The organism is Mesorhizobium sp. AD1-1 (genome assembly GCF_020164655.1).
Lineage (GTDB): Bacteria > Pseudomonadota > Alphaproteobacteria > Rhizobiales > Rhizobiaceae > Mesorhizobium > Mesorhizobium ciceri.
This window is the reverse complement of sequence record NZ_JAIUGP010000001.1, coordinates 441,334-459,788: the sequence shown is the minus strand read 5'-3', so window position 1 is coordinate 459,788 and position 18,455 is coordinate 441,334. Positions and strand designations below refer to the sequence as shown.

Below are 18,455 nucleotides of genomic sequence, written 5' to 3'. Positions count from 1 at the left end.
GGAGGGGGGCGCCGTAGTGCGCAAGGCCTCAATAGCGGGGCCACCAATGCCTGATCGTTCCTTCCTCTCCTGGCCGTTCTTCGAAGACCGCCATCGCCACCTCGCCGAGCACCTCGAGGCATGGTGCACGACCAACCTCCCAGTCGATCACCATGATGTCGACGCCGCCTGCCGCGAGCTGGTCAGCAAGCTCGGCCGAGATGGCTGGCTGAAGCCTACGGCGCTCGACACCGACAATCCGGGCCCGCTCGACGTGCGCACTTTGTGCATCACGCGCGAGACGCTCGCCCGCCATGACGGGTTGGCCGATTTCGCCTTCGCCATGCAGGGGCTGGGCACCGGCGCGCTCAGCCTGTTCGGCACGGTGGAGCAGCAGCAATGGCTTTCGAAGACGCGCGCCGGCAAGGCGATATCAGCCTTCGCCCTGTCGGAGCCGCGCTCGGGATCAGATGTCGCCAACACGGAAATGACGGCGACCCGCGACGGCGACAGCTACGTTCTTACAGGCGAAAAAACCTGGATCTCCAATGGCGGCATCGCCGACCTCTATGTCGTCTTTGCCCGCACCGGCGAGGCGCCGGGCGCCAAGGGACTTTCCGCTTTCCTCGTGCCTGGCGACGCCAAGGGCCTTGGCATCGCCGAACGGCTCGAAGTGATCGCGCCGCATCCGCTGGCGCGGCTGTCTTTCGAGCGGGTCCGCCTGCCGGCCACCGCACTGATCGGCAAGCCAGGCGACGGCTTCCGCATCGCCATGTCGGTGCTCGATGTGTTCCGCTCGACCGTCGGTGCGGCGGCACTCGGCTTTGCCCGCCGTGCACTGGATGAAAGCATCAAACGCGTGGCCGAGCGCAAACTATTCGGCGCGCCGATGGCCGAATTGCAAATGGTGCAGGGGCACATCGCCGACATGGCGCTCGATGTCGATGCGGCGGCGCTGCTGGTCTACCGCGCCGCCTGGACCAAGGACATGGGTGCGCCCCGCGTCACCCGCGAGGCGGCGATGGCCAAGTTGTTTGCCACCGACAGGGCGCAAGAGGTGATCGACAAGGCCGTGCAGCTGCACGGCGGCGACGGCGTCCGCAAAGGCCACATCGTCGAAAGCCTGTATCGCGAGATCCGCGCGCTGCGCATCTATGAGGGTGCCTCCGACGTGCAGAAAGTGGTGATTGCGCGGCAAGTGATGGGCGCGGCCTGAAGCAGGTCGCGCCCACGGACCAGACTGTTTTGACAATGGATATTGCGAACCGAGTTTTGACGAATCGGGAGACTGAAATGCACCAGATTTTGCAGCCGGAAGGCTGGGCCAAACCTGTCGGCTACGCCAACGGCGTCGCGGCGCGCGGTCGGCTCGTCTTCGTTGGCGGACAGGTCGGCTGGAACGGCCAATGCCAGTTCGAAACCGACGACTTCGTCGGCCAGGTGCGGCAAACGCTTCAGAACATCGTCGCGGTGTTGGCGGAAGCCGGCGCGGGGCCGCAGCACATCACCTCGATGACCTGGTACTTCACCGACAAGGCCGAATACCTTGCCAATCTCAGGGGTATCGGCGAGGCCTATCGCGAGGTCATCGGCCGGCATTTTCCGGCGATGGCCGCCATGCAGGTGGTGGCGCTGGTCGAGGATCGCGCCAAAGTGGAGATCCAGGCTACGGCAGTTATTCCGGAATAACTAATCACCGGAATAACTGTCCGCGCAGAATAAATTATTCGCGCAGTCCCGCCTGCCGCAAAATCGGCAGCACGTGATCGCAGAAATAGGGCAGCTCCTGCGTGTAGTTGACGAAGGACAGCGCGATGCCCTGATAGCCGTGCCCGGCAATGGCGACCATGTCGGCGGCGATCGTTTCCGGCGTTCCGATCAGCGGGTAGGTGCCGGCGCCGCCGGCGAAACGCTGCCGGTAGCGGTCATAGGCGTGCGGGTCGTGCGATTGCGAGAATTCCTTCTTGCCGGCCATGTGGGCATCGACGGCGTCATGGTCGGCCATATCGACGGCGTAGCGCGTGTAGTAGGCCTGCGCCTCTTCCATCGTCGGGCGGCAGACGACATGCGCCACGGTGTAGACGCCGACATCGCGGCCTGCCTTATCGGCCCGCTCGCTGATGTCGGCGACATGCTTGCCGGCATCGCTCATTTCCGAAAATGTCGTGAACAGATAATCGCACCGGGCGGCAGCGAAATCGCGGCCCGGCCCGCCGAAGGCGGCGTTCATGGTCACGGGGCGCGGAACCTGCAGACTGGCCGGCCGGCTGACAGCCTCCTTGAGGCGATAATAAGTGCCTTCGTAATCGAGCGGTTCGGCCGAGGCATAAAGCTTTTCCAGGATCTCGATCCATTCCGCCGCCTGGTCATAGCCCTTCTCGACCAGCGGCGTGCCGAACATGCCGAATTCCTTCGGGTTCCAGCCGCAGACGATGTTCAAGCCCGCGCGTCCCTGGCTGATGTGGTCGACCGTCGCCAGCGCCTTGGCGGCATAGAGCGGATGCACCAGCGGCACATGCACGGTCATGAACAGGCCGATCTGCTCGGTGGCCATGGCGAGTGCCGCCGCCCAGGTGAAGGTCTCGAACGACCATTCGCGCACCTTGTTGCGGCCGCCGAAGCCGCGCCAACGCGCGATCGGCAGCATGAACTCCAGCCCGGCGCGGTCGGCGATCTGGGCTGCGGTCACATTGTCCTGCCAGCTCGCCGCCCAGCGCTCCGGCACATCGGTGATGGCAAGCCCGCCATCGGCATTGGTCGAAAAGACGCCAAGCTTCAGTCTGTTCGGGCCGTGCAAAGGGTGTGGTTTGTTCACGTCGCTGCCTCCCGGCGAAGATCGCACGCTAGGCCCGCGCAGAAATATTTCAAGCCTGAAATAGCTTGGCGTCACCATCGCTCGCGGGTATCGGTTCCAGCGGGCCGCACCGTGTCCACCACGCAACGGACATCGCAGCTTTTTAAGCTTAAAACTTTCGCCTTGAAAAGCGCCGCACTTTGGATAAGCATTCCGGAGTCGATGGCGTTTGCCGTGCCGGACGGGCTTGCCGGCCAGTCCATCGAGCAGACCAGTCCATCGTGCCGGCCAGCCATCGTGGGTGCTCCGGGTGGGAGTCTCAGTTCTTGTCGTTCATACTGCCCCAGTCATCATCCAACACGCGCCCTGCCTTCGATGACGTGCGCGCGGATTCGCGGTCTGCAACACACAACATCGCCAACCGTGACCGCATGGTCGCTGCCATGAATTGACGCCCTGCGTGAAGCGGGGCGGCAAATAACCGTGCGGGAGCAACCCGCCCGATCAACAACAGAGGGAACACAAATGAGCTTCACGCGTCGCAAACTGCTTCTTCTCGCCGCCGCCATCGGCATCGCCGCCGGCCCCGCCACCGCTTATGCCGCCGACATGCTCAATGTCGGCGCCTACCCGACCAACCCGCCCTTCGAATTCAAGAACGAGAGCGGCACTTTCGAAGGCTTCGAGGTCGACATCGTCAACGAAGCCGCCAAGCGCATCGGCATGACCACCGACATCGCCGATCTCGGTTTCCAGGCGCTGTTTGCCGCCACCACCTCGAAGCGCATCGACGTCGCCATCTCGTCGATCACCATCACGGCGGAGCGGCTGAAGTCACAGTCGTTCACGCAGCCCTATTATGATTCCGATATGGGCATCGCCACCAAGGCCGACAGCCCGATCAAGGCCGAGGCCGACCTCAAGGGCAAGATCATCGGCGTGCTGTCCGGTTCGACCGGCGAAACCTGGGTCAAGGCGCATCAGGAAGCCGACGGCTTCAGCGACGTGAAGGGCTACGACACGCAGCAGAACCTGCTGCTCGACCTCAGCGCCGGCCGCGTCGATGCGGCAGTCAGCGACATTCCGGGCATGGAATATTCCTTCACCAAGATGAAGGACCTGGTGGTCAAGGAGCGCATCAAGACCGGTGAGCAATACGGCCTGATGATGACCAAGGACCACCCGCTGCTCGGCAAGCTGAACGATGCGCTGAGCGCGATGAAGAAGGACGGCACGCTGGCCGCGATCCACAAGAAGTGGTTCGGCAGCGACGCGCCCGCCGACTCTTCGACCATGAAGGAAATGCCGCTGCCGAAGGCCTGAGCTGAAGGCTGCGGTAACATCGTGCCGGCTTTCCAGGCCGGCACGATTCTTTCACGCCTGGCCGCCGGCTTCTGCCGCAGATCTCCTGCCCTCGGCGGGCCCATCGAGTTTAACGTGAGCATTCTTTGCTCTGGGGTTCGGGAACGCTCCCATGTCGCTGATCGACACCTTCTTCAACCCCGACGTCATAATGTCCAGCCTGCCGGCGCTGCTGCGCGGCTTCCTGAACACGCTGCTGCTCGGCATTTTGAGCATCGGCATCGGCATCCCCATCGGCCTGGGGATCAGCCTGGTGCGGCTCTATGCGCCGAAGCCGTTGCGCTGGCTCGCGGTCGGCTACACCGACATCTTCCGCGCCCTGCCGGTGCTGGTCGTGCTGATCCTGATCTACTATGCGCTGCCCTTCCTCGGCATACGCCTGTCGTCCTGGGCATCGGCGGTGACAGCCTTCGCCTTCATCATGTCGGCCTACTCGGCCGAGGTGTTCCGCTCCGGCATCGAGAGCATTCCGCGTGGCCAGTTCGAGGCGTCGCAGGCGCTTGGCCTGCCGTTCCTCCTGACCTTGCGCAAGGTGGTGCTGCCGCAAGCGATCCGCGTCGTCATCCCGCCGATGACCAGCAACTGCGTCTCGATGTTCAAGGACACCTCGCTCGCCTCCACCGTGGCGCTGCCGGAACTCTTGAAGGAAGCGACCAACGCGCAGTCGCTCTACGCCAACCCATCGCCGCTGATCGGCGCCGCCCTTGTCTATCTCATCTTCCTCTGGCCGATGGTCCGCCTCGTCAGCCTGCTTGAAGAGCGCTTCAAGACCGAAAAGAAGCGCTGACCTCGCCAACCGATCCCACCCCGTCCAAGCCCTCCGCAGGAGCCTACCCGTGAATAAGCATCAAACCGACAATGCGAATGCCACCGCGTTCCCCGTCGACACCATCCGCGCCATGTTTCCAGCCTTGCAGCGGGCCGGCGATTTCATCTTTTTGGACAACGCCGCCGGCGCGCAGATCCCGCAGAGCGTGCTCGACGCGGTGACCAATCATCTGGTTTCGCACAATGTGCAGCGTGGCGGCCGCTATGGCCGCAGCGTCACCGTCGACCAATCGGTCGCCGATGCGCGGACAAGCGTCGCTCTGCTCATCAACGCCTACAGCCCGGCGGAAATCTGCTTCGGCATGAATGCCACCTCGTTCATCCGCCTGGTCAGCCTCGGCATCGGCCAGATGCTGCAAGAGCGCGACGAGATCGTCGTCACCGACATGGACCATGACGCCAACATCGCGACTTGGCTGGCGCTGGAATCGGCCGGTGCGAAATTCAAATGGTGGCGGATGCGTGAGGACGGCAATCTGCATGTCGACGATCTGCGTCCGCTGGTTTCGGACCGCACCCGCCTGATCGCCTGCACGGTCACGGCGCACTCGATCGGCTCGATCGTCGATGTCGCTTCGGTGGCTGAGATCGCGCATGCGGCCGGCGCCGAAGTGTTCCTCGACTGCGTGCATTACGGGCCGCATGGACTGATCGACGTGCAGGCCTGGGACTGCGACTATCTCGTCTGCTCCGGCTACAAGAATTTCTCGCCGCATATGGGCTTCCTGTGGGGCCGTTTCGAGACGCTGAAGCGGCTGCCGACCTTCCGCGAGGATTTCATCCCCGACGAGCCGCCCTACAAGGTCGAGGCCGGCACCTTCATCTACGAGAACGTCTCCGGCATGGATGCCGCCGTGCAATACCTGGAACTGATAGGCCGCAATCTGGCGCCGTCCAACAACCGTTCGCGGCGCGACAACATCGTTGCCGGCATGGGCGCCATCCGCGACTACGAGCTGGTGCTGGCGCGTGAGATGCTGGCCGTGCTGAAAGGTTGCGGGGCAACCATCTACGGCGTCGCCGACGAGGCCCGCATCACCGAGCGCGTGCCGACCTTCTGCTTCAACATCGGCAAACTATCGCCGCAGCGGGTCGTCGAGGAAATGGCCGAGATGCAGATCGGCATCCGCGACGGCCACATGTACGCGCCACGGCTGATGAAGCGTCTCAACCTCTCGATGGACAGCGGCGCCATCCGTGCCTCGCTGGTCCACTACAACACGGTCGAGGAAGTCCGGCGCTTCGGCGAGGCGCTGCGCGCCATCATCGCCAAGCTGTCGTGAGAGGCGGCCTCTCCAGCGTCGTCATCCATGGGCGGAACAAGGGAGCGTAGCGACGCAGTGCAGACCCGAGGATGACGAAGAGACGTTAAGCCGCTTTCTTCTTCGCCAGCCTCGCCTTGATCGACGCGACGTCGGCGCGCGGTGTCGCCGCGAACAGCGTCCGGGTGTAGCTGTGCTTGGGATCGGCAAAGACCTCGTCGCGCGAGCCGTATTCCACCGCCTCGCCGAAATACATCACCATCACATCGTCGGCGATGTAACGCACCACGGACAGATCGTGGCTGATGAAGACATAGGTCAGCTGGAACTCATCCTGCAGGTCGGCAAGCAGGTTGAGCACCTGCGCCTGCACCGACAGATCGAGCGCCGAGACCGGCTCGTCGAGCACCAGCAGGCTCGGGTTCAGCATCAGCGCGCGGGCAATGGCGATGCGCTGACGCTGGCCGCCGGAAAACATATGCGGATAGCGATTGTAGTGCTCGTGGCCGAGGCCAACCTTCTTCAACATCTTCATCGCAAGGTCGCGCCGCTCGGACGCCGGCTTGTCGGTGTTGATCAAAAGCGGCTCGCCCAGCACGTCGCCGATCTTCTGGCGCGGATTGAGCGATCCGTAGGGGTTCTGGAAGACGATCTGCACCTTGCGGCGCATCTCCTTGGTCAATCCGCCCTTGGCGATGTCGACCTTGTTGCCGTCGATGAACAATTCGCCCGATGTCGCCGGATCGATCAGCGTGATGATGCGGGCAAGCGTTGACTTGCCGCAGCCGCTTTCGCCGACAATGGCCAGCGTCTTGCCCTTGTCGACCTTGAACGAGACGCCCTTGACCGCGTGCACGGTACGCGGCCCGGTGAACAGGCCGCCGCCGATGTGGTAGTCGCGGACGATGTTCTTGCCTTCGAGAACCGTGGTGCTCATCAGGTGGCTCCCGCAGCAGAAGGCGCCGGCTCGAACATCATGTCGGAAACGGTCGGAAGCCGGTCGCCGACGGCGTTCTCCGGCAAGGCCGACAACAGCGCCCGCGTGTAATTGCTCTTTGGCGATTCAAACAGCGACAGCACGTCGGCCTCTTCCATCTTGCGGCCCTTGTACTGGACGATGACGCGGTCGGCGGTCTCGGCCACCACGCCCATATTGTGGGTGATCATGATCAGGCCCATGCCGTATTTGGCCTGCAGCGAAACCAGCAGATCGAGGATCTGCTTCTGGATGGTGACGTCGAGCGCCGTGGTCGGCTCGTCGGCGATCAGCAGTTTCGGATTGCAGGCAATGGCGATGGCGATCATGACGCGCTGGCACTGGCCGCCCGACATCTGGTGCGGGAACGAACTCAGCCGCTCTTCAGGGTCGGCGATGCCGACCAGCTTCATCAGTTCGATGGCACGCGCCCGGCGCTGGGCGCGGTCCATGCCCATGTGGAAGCGCAACACCTCCTCGATCTGGAACCCGACGGTGAAGCACGGATTGAGGCTGGCGATCGGCTCCTGGAAGATCATCGAGATGTCCTTGCCGACGATCTTGCGCCGTTCGGACGGGCTGAGCTTCAGCAGATCGACGCCGTCGAAGGCCATGCGGTCGGCCTTGACGGTTGCCGTGTTGGGCAACAGCCCCATCACCGCCAGCATCGACACCGACTTGCCGGAGCCGGACTCGCCGACGATCGCCAGCACTTCGCGCGGCTCGATCGACAGGTCGATACCTTGCACGGCCATGAACGGTCCGGCCGCGGTGTCGAAGGAAACGGTGAGGTTCTTGATCTCGAGCAGAGGCATGCTCACGACCTCTTCAGCTTGGGGTCGAGCGCGTCGCGCAGGCCGTCGCCGATCAGGTTGATGGCAAAGACGGTGATCAGGATGGCGAGGCCGGGGAAGGTCACCACCCACCAGGCGCGCAGGATGAACTCGCGCGCTTCGGCCAGCATGGTGCCCCATTCCGGCGTCGGCGGCTGCGCGCCCATGCCGAGGAAGCCAAGGGCCGCCGCCTCGAGGATGGCGTTGGAGAAGGACAGCGTCGCCTGCACGATCAACGGCGCGATGCAGTTTGGCAGGATGGTGACCAGCATCAGCCTGAGATGGCTGGCGCCGGCGACCTTGGCCGAGACGACATATTCGCGGGTCTTTTCGGCCATCACGGCGGCGCGGGTGAGCCGGGCGAAATGCGGCTGCAGCACGAAGGCGATGGCGATCATGGCGTTGACGAGGCCGGGGCCAAGCACCGCGACCAGCACCAGGGCCAAGAGCAGCGACGGGAAGGCCAGGATGATGTCCATGATGCGCATGATCAGCGTGTCGACCCAGCCGCGGCAGTAGCCGGCGAGCAGGCCGAGGATGACGCCTGAAATCAGCGCTGACGTGACAACGACGAAGCCGATGGCGAGCGAGAAACGCGAGCCGTAGATCAGGCGCGACAGCATATCGCGGCCGACGGCGTCGGTGCCGAGCAGGAACTGCGCATTGCCGCCCTCCTGCCAGGCCGGCGGCGTCAGGAAGAAGTCGCGGAACTGATCGTCCGGCGAATGCGGCGCCAGCAGCGGCGCGAAAATGGCGATCAGGATCAGCAGCGCGAAGACGAAGAGCCCGATCACCGCGCCCTTGTTGACGGAGAAGTAATGCCAGAACTCGCCGAACATCTGCAACCTGGCGTCCTGCGGCTTGACGACGGTCGCGGCTTCGATGGTGGCGGGGCCTTCATTGCTCATGTCAGTTGGCCCGGATGCGTGGGTTGATGACGGCGTAGAGCACGTCGACGATGAGGTTCACCGACATGACGATCAGCGCGATCAAAAGCAACCCGCCCTGCACGGTGAAATAGTCGCGCTTGGAAATGGCGTCGATCATCCATTTGCCGATGCCGGGCCAGGAGAAGATGCTCTCGGTCAGGATGGCGCCGGTCAACAGCGTGCCGACCTGCAAGCCGATGGTGGTGACGACCGGGATCAGCGCGTTGCGGAAGGCGTGCAGGCCGATGACCCTACGCGGCGCCAGGCCCTTGGCGCGCGCGGTGCGGACATAGTCCTCACCCAGCACCTCGAGCATCGCCGAGCGCGTCTGCCTCGCGATGACGGCGAGCGGAATGGTGCCGAGCACGATGGTCGGCAAGATCAGGTGCGACAGCGCCGAACGGAAGGCGCCCTTCTGGCCCGAGATCAGGGAATCGATGGTCATGAAGCCGGTCACCGGCTTGAAGAAGTAGAGGAGGTCGATGCGGCCTGAAACCGGCGTCCAGTGCAGCATGCCGGAGAACACGATGATCAGCAGCAGACCCCACCAGAAGATCGGCATGGAATAGCCGGCCAGCGCCGTGCCCATGGTCAATTGGTCGAACCAGGAGCCGCGGCGGATGGCGGCGAAGATGCCGGCGGCGACACCTAGGACAATGGCAAAGATCATGGCGAAGATGGCGAGCTCGACCGTTGCCGGGAAGCGCACCAGGAAATCCTTGAGCACCGGCGTCTTGGTGGAAAACGAGGTGCCGAAATCACCGCTGAGGATGTTGGTCAGATAGGTCAGATATTGTTGCCAGATCGGCAGGTCGAAACCGAACTGGTGCATGAGCGCCGTGTGGCGTTCGGGCGACAGGCCGCGTTCGCCCGCAAGCACCAGCACCGGATCACCGGGCAGGATGCGCACGAAGCCAAAGGCGAGGATGGTTATCCCGATGAAGGTCGGGATGATGAGGGCGAGCTTGCCGAGGATATAACGCAGCATGGCGGGCGAGTGGGGGCGTCACCACATGGTGGCGCCCCCGTTTCGCAACCTTATTCGGCGATATCGACGCCGTCGAAGCGGTGGATACCGAGCGGATCCATCGCAAAGCCGGTGACGGTCTTCTGCATCGGCATGAACACCTTGGAGTGAGCGAGCGTCGCCCAGGGTGCCTGTTCCTTGAAGATGACCTGTGCCTGTTCATAGAGCTTGGTGCGCTCGGCCTGGTCCGAAACGGTCTTGGCCTTGTTGATGAGCGCATCGAAGTCCTTGTTGCACCATTCCGCGCGGTTGTTCGAACCGACGGAAGCGCAGCTCAGGAGCACGCCGAGGAAGTTGTCCGGATCGCCATTGTCGCCGGTCCAGCCGACGATGACGGCGCCGTCGTGATCGACCGCGGAAGCGCGCTTGAGGTATTCACCCCAATCGTAGCTGACGATCTCGACGGTGACGCCGACCTTGGCGAAGTCCGCCTGGATCAATTCGGCGGTGCGGCGCGCGTTCGGCATGTAGGGGCGCGACACCGGCATGGCCCAGACGTTCATCTTGAGGTCCTTGACGCCGGCCTCTTCAAGCAGCTTCTTGGCTGCATCCGGATCGTACGGATCGTCCTTCACTTCCTTGTTGTAGGACCACATGGTCGGCGGGATCGGGTTGACCGCCACCTGGCCGGCACCCTGGAAGACCGCGTCGATGATGGCCTTCTTGTTGATGGCCATGTTGAGCGCCTTGCGCACGCGCACGTCGTCGAACGGCTTCTGCTGGGTGTTGTACATCAGCGCGCCGACATTGAGGCCTTCCTGCTCCTCGACCTTCAGGTTCGCATCGGCCTGCAGGCCGGCGATGTCGGCCGGTGCCGGGTACGACATGATGTTGCATTCGCCGGCCTTGAGCTTCTGTGCGCGCACGGCCGGATCGGTGGTGATGGCGAAGACCAGATCGTCGATCTTCTGCTTGCCGCCCCAATAGTCCGGGTTGGCCTTGTAGCGGATGGCGGCGTCGGTCTGGTAGTCGACGAAGATGAACGGGCCAGTGCCGATCGGCTTCTGGTTGAACAGCTCAGGCGTCTTGTCGGCCTGCAGCTTGTCGGCATATTCCTTGGAAACGACGGACGCAAAATCCATGCCCAGCGTCGGAATGAAGGTGATCGCCGGCTCCTTGAGGGTGAACTTCACCGTCAGGTCATCGACCTTCTCGACCTTGGTGATGTTGTCGCCGAACTGGTCATTGTAATACTGGTAGGCAATGCCCGGAATGTACTGGAACCAGGGACCGTTCTTGTCGACCTGACGTTCGAACGAGAACACCACATCGTCGGCGTTGAAGTCGCGCGTCGGGGTGAAATAGTCGGTGGCGGCGAACTTGACGCCCTTGCGCAGCTTGAAGACATATTCCTTGCCATCGTCGGAGATCGTCCAGCTTTCGGCCAGGCCCGGCGAGGTCGTCGTCTTGCCGTGATCGAATTCGACGAGGCGGTTGAAGACGGTGCGCGAGGACGCGTCGAACGTCTGGCCTGCGGTATACGGCGCCGGATCGAAACCTTCCGGCGAAGCTTCCGCGCAGTAGACCAGAGTTTTCGCATTGGCCATGCCGCCCAGGACGCTTGCAGCCAGCAACGCGGCTGCAAAAGTCAGCTTCTTATTCATTGAGCACTCCCTGATGTTCTTCCAAGCCCCTCTATCAGGCTCGCGAAGCGCGCATATAAGCACCGTTTTTCCGGCTTTGGAACACCCCGTTTGCTTACCCCGCGGGAAGCAGGAAAAAAATCCGCAACTTTGCCAAATTGCAGAAAAAATTAGCCGTTTCTTCCGTTCACGAGATTATTAACAGCCGAATTTTTTTATTGATCGCCAGGCTGACGATATAAATGTTCCCGGCGCTTCCGAGCGGCCGTGGGATGCGTCAGGACACCGCCTGGAGCGCTGGCGGCGGCAAAGACTTTCGACGGCAAATCTTTCGCCGCGTTGCCGCAAGGGCAAGACTTGCACGCTCACCAAGGGAGGCAATACATAGGGTGTAGCGGCCGCAGCGGAGGGCGCCCTTGCCAATTCAGGGGCGAGTGCGGCACGGATGAACAAGACTTGTCCAGGGAGGAACGGTTGGCAAAAGCATCAAGGACGACGGCGCCGGTGAAAGCGGGAGCCAAGGCGCCGTCGAAAGCAGCCGGTACTGCCAAGCCGAAAGCACCCGTTGCCAAAGCCGCCAAGCCGAAGGCGGCCGCGGCACCTGTAAGGGCAAGCACAAAGCCGGCGGCGAAAGCCCCGGCCAAGGCTGCGGCCGGAAAGACGGCGCCGGGGCGTAAAGCGGGTGCGGCAAAGCCCGCTGCCAGGCCGGCCTCGAAGGCCGCGGCGGCAAAGCCGGCCGACGCCACCGCCAACCGATTGCCGAAAGCGCTGACGGCGCTGGCCGCCGGCTTGCCGGAAAAGCCGTGGCTCAAGAGCTATCCGAAAAACGTGCAGGCGGAGATCGGCGCCCTGCCCTACAGCTCGATCGGCGATTTCCTCGTCGCCGCCTGCAAGCAGTTTTCCGCGCAGCCGGCCTTCACCTGCATGGACAAGTCCATCAGCTACACCGATGTCGAGCGGCTGTCGGCGGCCTTCGGCGCCTACCTGCAATCGAAGGGCCTGCAGAAAGGCGCGCGCGTCGCGCTGATGATGCCCAACGTGCTGCAATATCCGGTGGCGATGATGGCGATCTTGCGAGCGGGTTATGTGGTGGTGAACATCAATCCGCTCTACACGCCGCGCGAGCTCGAACACCAGCTGAAGGATTCCGGGGCGCAAGCCATCGTCATCCTGGAGAACTTCGCCAACACCTTGCAGGCGGTGATCGCCAGGACCGCAGTCAAGCATGTGGTGGTCGCCGCGATGGGCGACATGCTCGGCGGGCTGAAGGGCACGATCGTCAATTTCGTCGTGCGCCGCGTGAAGAAAATGGTGCCGGCATGGTCGCTGCCCGGCCATGTCAAGTTCAATGCCGCCATGAAGGCCGGCGCCGGTTTGGGCTTCAGGCCGGCCAAGGTGGAAGCCGACGATGTCGCCTTCCTGCAATATACGGGCGGCACCACGGGCGTCTCGAAGGGCGCCACGCTGCTGCACAGCAACGTGCTCGCCAACGTCGCGCAGAACGCGCAGTGGATGGAGGACGCCTACACGATCAAGCCGAAACCCGCGCACCCCAACTTCATCTGCGCGCTGCCGCTCTATCATATCTTCGCGCTGACGGTGAACGCGCTGATGGGCATGCAGCAGGGCGCCCGCAATGTGCTCATTCCCAATCCGCGCGACATCCCAGGCTTCGTCAAGGAATTGCAGAAATATCCGGTGCACATCTTTCCCGGCCTCAACACGCTGTTCAACGCGCTGCTCAACAATGAGGATTTCCGCAAGCTCGACTTCAAGCCGCTGGTGCTGACGCTGGGCGGCGGCATGGCGGTGCAGAAGGGCGTCGCCGAACGCTGGAAGGCGCTGACCGGATGTTCGGTCACCGAAGGCTACGGCCTCTCGGAAACCTCGCCGGTGGCCACCGCCAACAAGTTCACCGCCGGCGACTTCACCGGCACCATCGGCTTGCCGCTGCCCTCGACGGAGATCGCCATCCGCGACGAAGACGGCAACAATTTGCCGCTCGGCGAGGTCGGCGAAGTCTGCATCCGGGGGCCGCAAGTGATGGCGGGCTACTGGAACCGGCCGGATGAGACCGCCAAGGTGATGACCAAGGACGGCTACTTCAAATCCGGCGACATGGGCTTCATGGACGAGCGCGGCTACACCAAGATCGTCGACCGCAAGAAGGACATGATCCTGGTCTCGGGCTTCAACGTCTATCCCAACGAGCTCGAGGAAGTCGTGGCGATGCATCCGGGTGTGCTCGAAGTGGCGGCGATCGGCGTGCCGGACGAGCATTCGGGCGAGGTGCCGAAACTGTTCGTGGTCAGGAAGGATCCGGCGCTGACCGCCGAGGCACTGACCGCCTTTTGCCGCGAGAACCTGACGGGCTACAAGCGGCCCAGATACATCGAATTCCGCACCGAACTGCCGAAGACGCCGGTCGGCAAGATCCTGCGGCGAGCGCTGCGCGAATGATTGCAGCCGGCGGCGCGGATGCCGTAGATGCACCTTGCCGTCCTGACCCGGCAGAGTTCATCAGGACGAACATGCGCCTCGCCCCGGTGCCGTCGGTGCCTGAGATCCAGCTTTTTACACCGCACCCGGCCAGTGGCCTGAGACGGCTTACCGATACGCACCAAAGCGCTGACGACGATGACGACACGATCGAGGCGGACAACAATGGACCTGAGCCGCAGCCGCCTTACTGGGCTTATGTGTGGGCCGGCGGCGCGGTGCTTGCGCGCCATATACTGGATCATCCGCAAACGGTAGCCGGTCGCCGCGTGCTCGACCTTGGTGCCGGCTCCGGCCTTGTCGGCATCGCCGCAGCCAAGGCAGGTTCGCGCGAAGTGATCGCCGCCGAGATCGACCGTAACGGCGTTGCCGCGATCGGCCTCAACGCCGCGGCCAACGGCGTCGAGATCGCCATTGTCGACAAGGACATTACCACGGGTCCCCCGCCGGCGGTCGAGCTCGTGCTTGCCGGCGACGTGTTCTACGGCCCTGAGGTTGCTCTGCGGGTTATCCCGTTCCTCGACCGCTGCCTGGCGGCCGGCATCGAGGTGCTGGTCGGAGATCCCCGCCGCAACGACCTGCCGCTGTCCCAGCTGCGATTGCTCGCCGAATACAAGGTGCCGGATTTCGGCGACGCGAAGGGGGCTGCGACCAAGCCGAGCGGGGTCTTTTCGTTTGAGGCGGAAGAGCGCTAGCGGAGGAAGCAAAGCCCGATCGCTCTCGATGACTGGGTTGGACCCTCTGCGCACGCCCACCTTTCTTATGGCAGGTGTGCTGTGTTCGAACTTGTTCTCCCAATGTAAAATCCGGTCAAGGGCGACGATTCGGAGGAGAAATGGCAGGAGACCAAGCACCTTTTGCTAGGAGTGACCAGATTTTTCCGGAGATAGAGTGGGCCGAAGTATCGGCGGCAAGCCTCGGCTGGTCCACCCGGCGCCTCGCCGCTCTTGCCCACGATTTGGCGGACGGTCGCTCAACAGCTCTGATGATCATCGCCGGCGGAAGCGTCGTTTTTCAGTGGGGTGACGTAGCTCAGAAGTCGAGCGTGGCTTCCGTCCGGAAAAGCCTGATCAACGTCCTCTACGGCATCTACATTGCGGAAGGCAGGATAGATCTGAACGCGACGCTCGCAGAACTGCATATCGATGATTTCCAACCGCTCACACAAGTTGAGCAGCAAGCCACAGTCGCGGACCTCCTGGGAGCCCGATCAGGCGTCTATCTGCCCTCGGTCTACAATACGGACCATGGGCGACCAGAACGCGGCAGCCACGCACCCGGCTCGCGCTGGTTCTACAACAACTGGGATTTCAACGTGCTCGGTACGGTTCTGGAGCGTCAAACAGGCCAGACCGTATTCGAGGCGCTTGCCACGCGAGTCGCAGGTCCTCTCGGAATGCAGGACTTCGAACGAGAGGACGGTCACTATCTCGGGGGCCGGGAATCCCTACATCCTGTCTACAAGCTCAGCATGACCGCCCGCGACCTCGCGCGCGTCGGCCTGCTCTACCTTCACGGTGGTCGCTGGGGAGGGCGCCAGCTTGTCCCTGAGAGCTGGGTTCGGGAAAGTACTCGCCCACAGTCGGACATTGGAGGAGGTAGGGGCTACGGCTACCTTTGGTGGACGGCAGCGGCCAATGCGCCCGGCGACAGCATCAGCGTCCATGCGCCGATGTTCTATGCGAGCGGCTTCGGTGGACAGTACATTGTCGTTGTTCCAACGCTTGATCTCGTCATCGTGCACAGATCGGCAAGAGTCGATCACGGCATAAGTCATGCTCGAATGGGAGATATTCTCCGCCTTGTCCTCGCGGCAATGCCAGACCGACACCGGTGACTTGGATCGCCAGTTTCAATGTCGAAAGTCCACCTATTCTCGGCTATTGGGGAAAGCCCGGTTGATTTGATCCCCGACCTTGTCCGTCAGATCGTCTCCTTGACCCGTGCCGACAAAAAATCCGGCAGGTCGGCGACCGAATCCAGGACAACGTCGGCAATGCCGGCCAGCGATTCGCGGGTCCCAGTGCCGGAGAGCACGCCGACCGCCAACCCGCAGCCGCCGGCTCGTGCCATTTCGAGGTCGTGCCGGTTGTCGCCGACCATGGCGATTTCCGCCGGCTTGAGGCCGGTGAGATCGCTAAAGGCCTGGATGGTGTCGGGCGCCGGCTTCGGATTGGCCACCGCGTCGTAGCCATAGGCCGCGTCGAACAATTGAGCGACGCCGAGCGTGACCAGCGTCTTTTCCGCGCCGCTGGTCGAATCGTTGGTGGCGACGCCAAGCCGGTAGGATTTCCTGTGCAGTGCCGTCAGCGTATCGACGATGCCCGGCAGCGCCACGGCCATCGCCGAGCCTTGCACGGAGGTGATCTCGTTGAAGCGGGCAACCGCAAGCATCTGATCCTCGTTGGACAGGCGTGGGAACCACAATTCGACGACGTCGAGATTGGTGCCGGAGGCAAAGATGGAGTCCGGCTTGAAACGCTTGTTGGCGAAATCGAAGCCGGCAGCGGCCAGCAGCCTGTCGGCTTTCCAGCGATCGCCTTCCGACGCATCCATGGCCATGAAGTCGGCAACGCCGAGCCAGGTGGCGTTGAAGTCGACAAGCGTGCCGTCCTTGTCGAACAATATTCCCTTGATGTCTGCCAAGCTTTTCACTCCGAGCCACGCAAATGCTGGATGAATCCCACAAGGCCAGCGGTCGATGCATCCCGATTGGCGGCACTTTCCTTGCCCTCCACGACAGGCAACAGGCCGGTGGCCAGTTCCTTGCCGAGTTCGACGCCCCATTGGTCGAAGGAGTTGATGTTGAACAGCGTGCCCTCGACGAAGACGCGGTGCTCGTAGAGCGCGATCAGCCGGCCGAAGGTGCGCGGGTCGAGCTTTCTGTAGAGGATGGTGATCGAGGGACGGTTACCCGAGAAGACGCGGTGCGGCGCGATCTTGTCGACCTCGGCCGGCTTCATGCCCTTGGCCAGCATCTGGGCGCGCGCCTCGTCCAGCGTGCGGCCCTTCATCAGCGCTTCCGACTGCGCCAGGCAGTTGGCGAGCAGCAGATCATGCTGGTGCTTGAGATCGGGCTCGTGACCGATGGCCGCGGCAAGGAACTCGACCGGAATGAAATCGGTGCCCTGGTGCAGCAGCTGGAAGAAGGCATGCTGGCCGTTGGTGCCGGGCTCACCCCAGACCAGCGGTCCGGTCGGCGTCGTCACCGCCGTGCCTTCGAGGGTGACGCTCTTGCCGTTCGATTCCATGTCGAGTTGCTGCAAATAGGCCGGCAGCCTGGACAGGCGCTGGTCGTAAGGGATGACGGCGCGCGCCGGGTAACCGCAGATCACGCGATGCCACCAGCCGACCAGTCCCAGCAGCGCCGGCAGGTTCTCCTGCACCGGCGCGGTGCGGAAATGCTCGTCCATCTCATGCGCGCCATCAAGGAAGGCGCGAAAATTCCGCGGGCCGACAGCGATCATCACCGGCAGGCCGATGGCGCCCCAGAGCGAATAGCGGCCACCGACCCAGTCCCAGAAGCCGAAGACGCGATCGGGCGCGATGCCGAACTTGGCCACAAGGTCGAGCGCGGTCGAGACGGCGGCGAAATGCTTGCCGACCGCTTCCTTGCCGAGCGCCTTCTGCACCCAGTCGCGCGCCGTCTGCGCATTGGTCATCGTCTCGACGGTGGTGAAGGTCTTGGAAGCGATGATGAAAAGCGTGGTCTCGGCGGAGAGGCCTTTCAGCGTGTCGTGGATATGGGCGCCGTCTATGTTGGAGACGTAATGCGCGCGCGGCCCGTCATGATAGGGCGCCAGCGCCAGCGTCGCCATGGCCGGGCCGAGATCGGAACCGCCGATGCCGATGTTGACGATGTCGGTGATCTTCTTGCCGGTGGCGCCGGCCGCCTTGCCCGAGCGCACGGCATCGGCAAAGGCGCCCATGGCGTCGAGCACGGCGATGACGTCCGCCTTGACGTCCTGGCCATCGACGGTGACGCCCTTGCCGGTCAGGTTGCGCAGCGCCGTGTGCAGCACGGCACGGTCCTCGGTGACGTTGATCTTCTTGCCGGCGAACATGGCGGCGCGGCGGCCTTCGAGATCGGCGGCCTGGGCGACCTTTTCCAGCAGCTCCATGGTGGTCGCGTCGACCGCGCATTTCGACCAGTCGAGCAGCAGATCGCCGTCGGTGGCGGAGAATTCCACGAACCGCTTGGGATCGGCGGCGAAGGCCTGGCGCATGCTGGCGGGCGCCGCCGCGCGGTGGTCGCGCAAGGCGGCGAGCTGTTTTTGAAAGGACGATTGATCCACTGCCAAACTCCGAGACCTCGAGCCATCATTACGGACCGGATGTTTCCGGCGCGTGTCGTCGCGACAATCTATCGGGCCGAACTCCACT

General features: G+C 63.2%; 17 protein-coding genes. 8 read left to right on the top strand and 9 right to left on the bottom strand.

Translation table 11 applies throughout. The features are described 5' to 3' along the window. Positions 1-46 precede the first annotated feature (46 nt). Together LB519_RS02110 and LB519_RS02105 are read left to right on the top strand one after the other, a co-directional pair. On the top strand, positions 47-1,195 hold the full coding sequence (locus LB519_RS02110; protein ID WP_224618507.1) for an acyl-CoA dehydrogenase family protein: 1,149 nt from the start codon (positions 47-49) through the stop codon (positions 1,193-1,195). Positions 1,196-1,272: 77 nt separating this feature from the next. After that, positions 1,273-1,668 (top strand): RidA family protein, encoded by a 396-nt coding sequence (locus LB519_RS02105; RefSeq protein WP_013527982.1) that lies wholly within the window; start codon positions 1,273-1,275, stop codon positions 1,666-1,668. A 34-nt stretch (positions 1,669-1,702) separates the two neighbouring features. On the opposite strand, the gene LB519_RS02100 is transcribed toward LB519_RS02105, so the two are convergent. Together LB519_RS02100 and LB519_RS02095 are read right to left on the bottom strand one after the other, a co-directional pair. Next, on the bottom strand, positions 1,703-2,794 hold the full coding sequence (locus LB519_RS02100; RefSeq protein ID WP_024503393.1) for an LLM class flavin-dependent oxidoreductase: 1,092 nt from the start codon (positions 2,792-2,794) through the stop codon (positions 1,703-1,705). A gap of 71 nt (positions 2,795-2,865) precedes the next feature. Further along, positions 2,866-3,069: a hypothetical protein gene (locus LB519_RS02095; protein ID WP_224618506.1), complete on the bottom strand. Its 204-nt coding sequence runs from the start codon at positions 3,067-3,069 to the stop codon at positions 2,866-2,868. Positions 3,070-3,298: 229 nt separating this feature from the next. On the opposite strand from LB519_RS02095, the gene LB519_RS02090 reads away from it, so the two are divergent. The 3 genes from LB519_RS02090 to LB519_RS02080 all read left to right on the top strand — a co-directional run bounded on the left by LB519_RS02090 (position 3,299) and on the right by LB519_RS02080 (position 6,246). After that, positions 3,299-4,096: an ABC transporter substrate-binding protein gene (locus LB519_RS02090; RefSeq protein ID WP_064995753.1), complete on the top strand. Its 798-nt coding sequence runs from the start codon at positions 3,299-3,301 to the stop codon at positions 4,094-4,096. A gap of 151 nt (positions 4,097-4,247) precedes the next feature. Beyond that, positions 4,248-4,922: an amino acid ABC transporter permease gene (locus LB519_RS02085; protein ID WP_013527987.1), complete on the top strand. Its 675-nt coding sequence runs from the start codon at positions 4,248-4,250 to the stop codon at positions 4,920-4,922. A gap of 49 nt (positions 4,923-4,971) precedes the next feature. Beyond that, entirely contained in the window at positions 4,972-6,246 is a 1,275-nt protein-coding gene (locus LB519_RS02080; protein WP_224618505.1) for a cysteine desulfurase-like protein, read from the top strand. An 85-nt stretch (positions 6,247-6,331) separates the two neighbouring features. Here LB519_RS02080 and LB519_RS02075 read toward each other — a convergent pair whose 3' ends face one another. From LB519_RS02075 to LB519_RS02055, 5 genes are all read right to left on the bottom strand, one after another. Then, entirely contained in the window at positions 6,332-7,162 is an 831-nt protein-coding gene (locus LB519_RS02075) for a dipeptide ABC transporter ATP-binding protein (protein WP_013527989.1), read from the bottom strand. Further along, the gene (locus tag LB519_RS02070; RefSeq protein WP_024503389.1) at positions 7,162-8,016 is read right to left on the bottom strand and encodes an ABC transporter ATP-binding protein; all 855 of its coding nucleotides are present in this window, start codon (positions 8,014-8,016) and stop codon (positions 7,162-7,164) included. The genes LB519_RS02075 and LB519_RS02070 overlap by 1 nt, the downstream gene beginning before the upstream one ends. A 2-nt stretch (positions 8,017-8,018) precedes the next feature. Beyond that, positions 8,019-8,873: an ABC transporter permease subunit gene (locus tag LB519_RS02065; RefSeq protein ID WP_224618710.1), complete on the bottom strand. Its 855-nt coding sequence runs from the start codon at positions 8,871-8,873 to the stop codon at positions 8,019-8,021. A gap of 70 nt (positions 8,874-8,943) precedes the next feature. Further along, positions 8,944-9,951, bottom strand: coding sequence for an ABC transporter permease subunit (locus tag LB519_RS02060; protein WP_027161814.1), 1,008 nt, complete (start codon positions 9,949-9,951; stop codon positions 8,944-8,946). Between the two features lie 50 nt (positions 9,952-10,001). Then, complete coding sequence (locus LB519_RS02055; RefSeq protein WP_013527993.1) at positions 10,002-11,594, bottom strand: ABC transporter substrate-binding protein; 1,593 nt, start codon at positions 11,592-11,594, stop codon at positions 10,002-10,004. Positions 11,595-12,047: 453 nt separating this feature from the next. Here LB519_RS02055 and LB519_RS02050 point away from each other — a divergent pair, with 453 nt between their 5' ends. From LB519_RS02050 to LB519_RS02040, 3 genes are all read left to right on the top strand, one after another. Then, the gene (locus LB519_RS02050; protein ID WP_013527994.1) at positions 12,048-14,033 is read left to right on the top strand and encodes a long-chain fatty acid--CoA ligase; all 1,986 of its coding nucleotides are present in this window, start codon (positions 12,048-12,050) and stop codon (positions 14,031-14,033) included. Continuing rightward, a complete protein-coding gene (locus LB519_RS02045; RefSeq protein WP_224618504.1) occupies positions 14,030-14,767 on the top strand; it encodes a class I SAM-dependent methyltransferase in 738 nt (245 codons plus the stop codon). The genes LB519_RS02050 and LB519_RS02045 overlap by 4 nt, the downstream gene beginning before the upstream one ends. 140 nt (positions 14,768-14,907) lie before the next feature. Then, a complete protein-coding gene (locus LB519_RS02040; RefSeq protein ID WP_224618503.1) occupies positions 14,908-15,909 on the top strand; it encodes a serine hydrolase domain-containing protein in 1,002 nt (333 codons plus the stop codon). An 86-nt stretch (positions 15,910-15,995) separates the two neighbouring features. Here the strand turns inward: LB519_RS02040 and LB519_RS02035 are convergent, their stop codons facing one another. Then, entirely contained in the window at positions 15,996-16,718 is a 723-nt protein-coding gene (locus LB519_RS02035; protein ID WP_013527996.1) for an HAD family hydrolase, read from the bottom strand. Between the two features lie 5 nt (positions 16,719-16,723). Further along, positions 16,724-18,373, bottom strand: a complete 1,650-nt coding sequence (gene pgi, locus LB519_RS02030; protein ID WP_263484460.1) for a glucose-6-phosphate isomerase — start codon at positions 18,371-18,373, stop codon at positions 16,724-16,726. Positions 18,374-18,455: the final 82 nt, after the last annotated feature.

Coding starts and splice junctions, on each gene's coding strand:
- LB519_RS02065 (WP_224618710.1), bottom strand. CDS start 8,873: ATGTTCGGCGAGTTCTGGCATTACTTCTCCGTCAACAAGGGCGCGGTG.
- LB519_RS02085 (WP_013527987.1), top strand. CDS start 4,248: ATGTCGCTGATCGACACCTTCTTCAACCCCGACGTCATAATGTCCAGC.
- LB519_RS02070 (WP_024503389.1), bottom strand. CDS start 8,016: ATGCCTCTGCTCGAGATCAAGAACCTCACCGTTTCCTTCGACACCGCG.
- LB519_RS02075 (WP_013527989.1), bottom strand. CDS start 7,162: ATGAGCACCACGGTTCTCGAAGGCAAGAACATCGTCCGCGACTACCAC.
- LB519_RS02110 (WP_224618507.1), top strand. CDS start 47: ATGCCTGATCGTTCCTTCCTCTCCTGGCCGTTCTTCGAAGACCGCCAT.
- LB519_RS02090 (WP_064995753.1), top strand. CDS start 3,299: ATGAGCTTCACGCGTCGCAAACTGCTTCTTCTCGCCGCCGCCATCGGC.
- LB519_RS02055 (WP_013527993.1), bottom strand. CDS start 11,594: ATGAATAAGAAGCTGACTTTTGCAGCCGCGTTGCTGGCTGCAAGCGTC.
- LB519_RS02105 (WP_013527982.1), top strand. CDS start 1,273: ATGCACCAGATTTTGCAGCCGGAAGGCTGGGCCAAACCTGTCGGCTAC.
- LB519_RS02095 (WP_224618506.1), bottom strand. CDS start 3,069: ATGGCTGGCCGGCACGATGGACTGGTCTGCTCGATGGACTGGCCGGCA.
- LB519_RS02060 (WP_027161814.1), bottom strand. CDS start 9,951: ATGCTGCGTTATATCCTCGGCAAGCTCGCCCTCATCATCCCGACCTTC.
- LB519_RS02040 (WP_224618503.1), top strand. CDS start 14,908: ATGGCAGGAGACCAAGCACCTTTTGCTAGGAGTGACCAGATTTTTCCG.
- LB519_RS02045 (WP_224618504.1), top strand. CDS start 14,030: ATGATTGCAGCCGGCGGCGCGGATGCCGTAGATGCACCTTGCCGTCCT.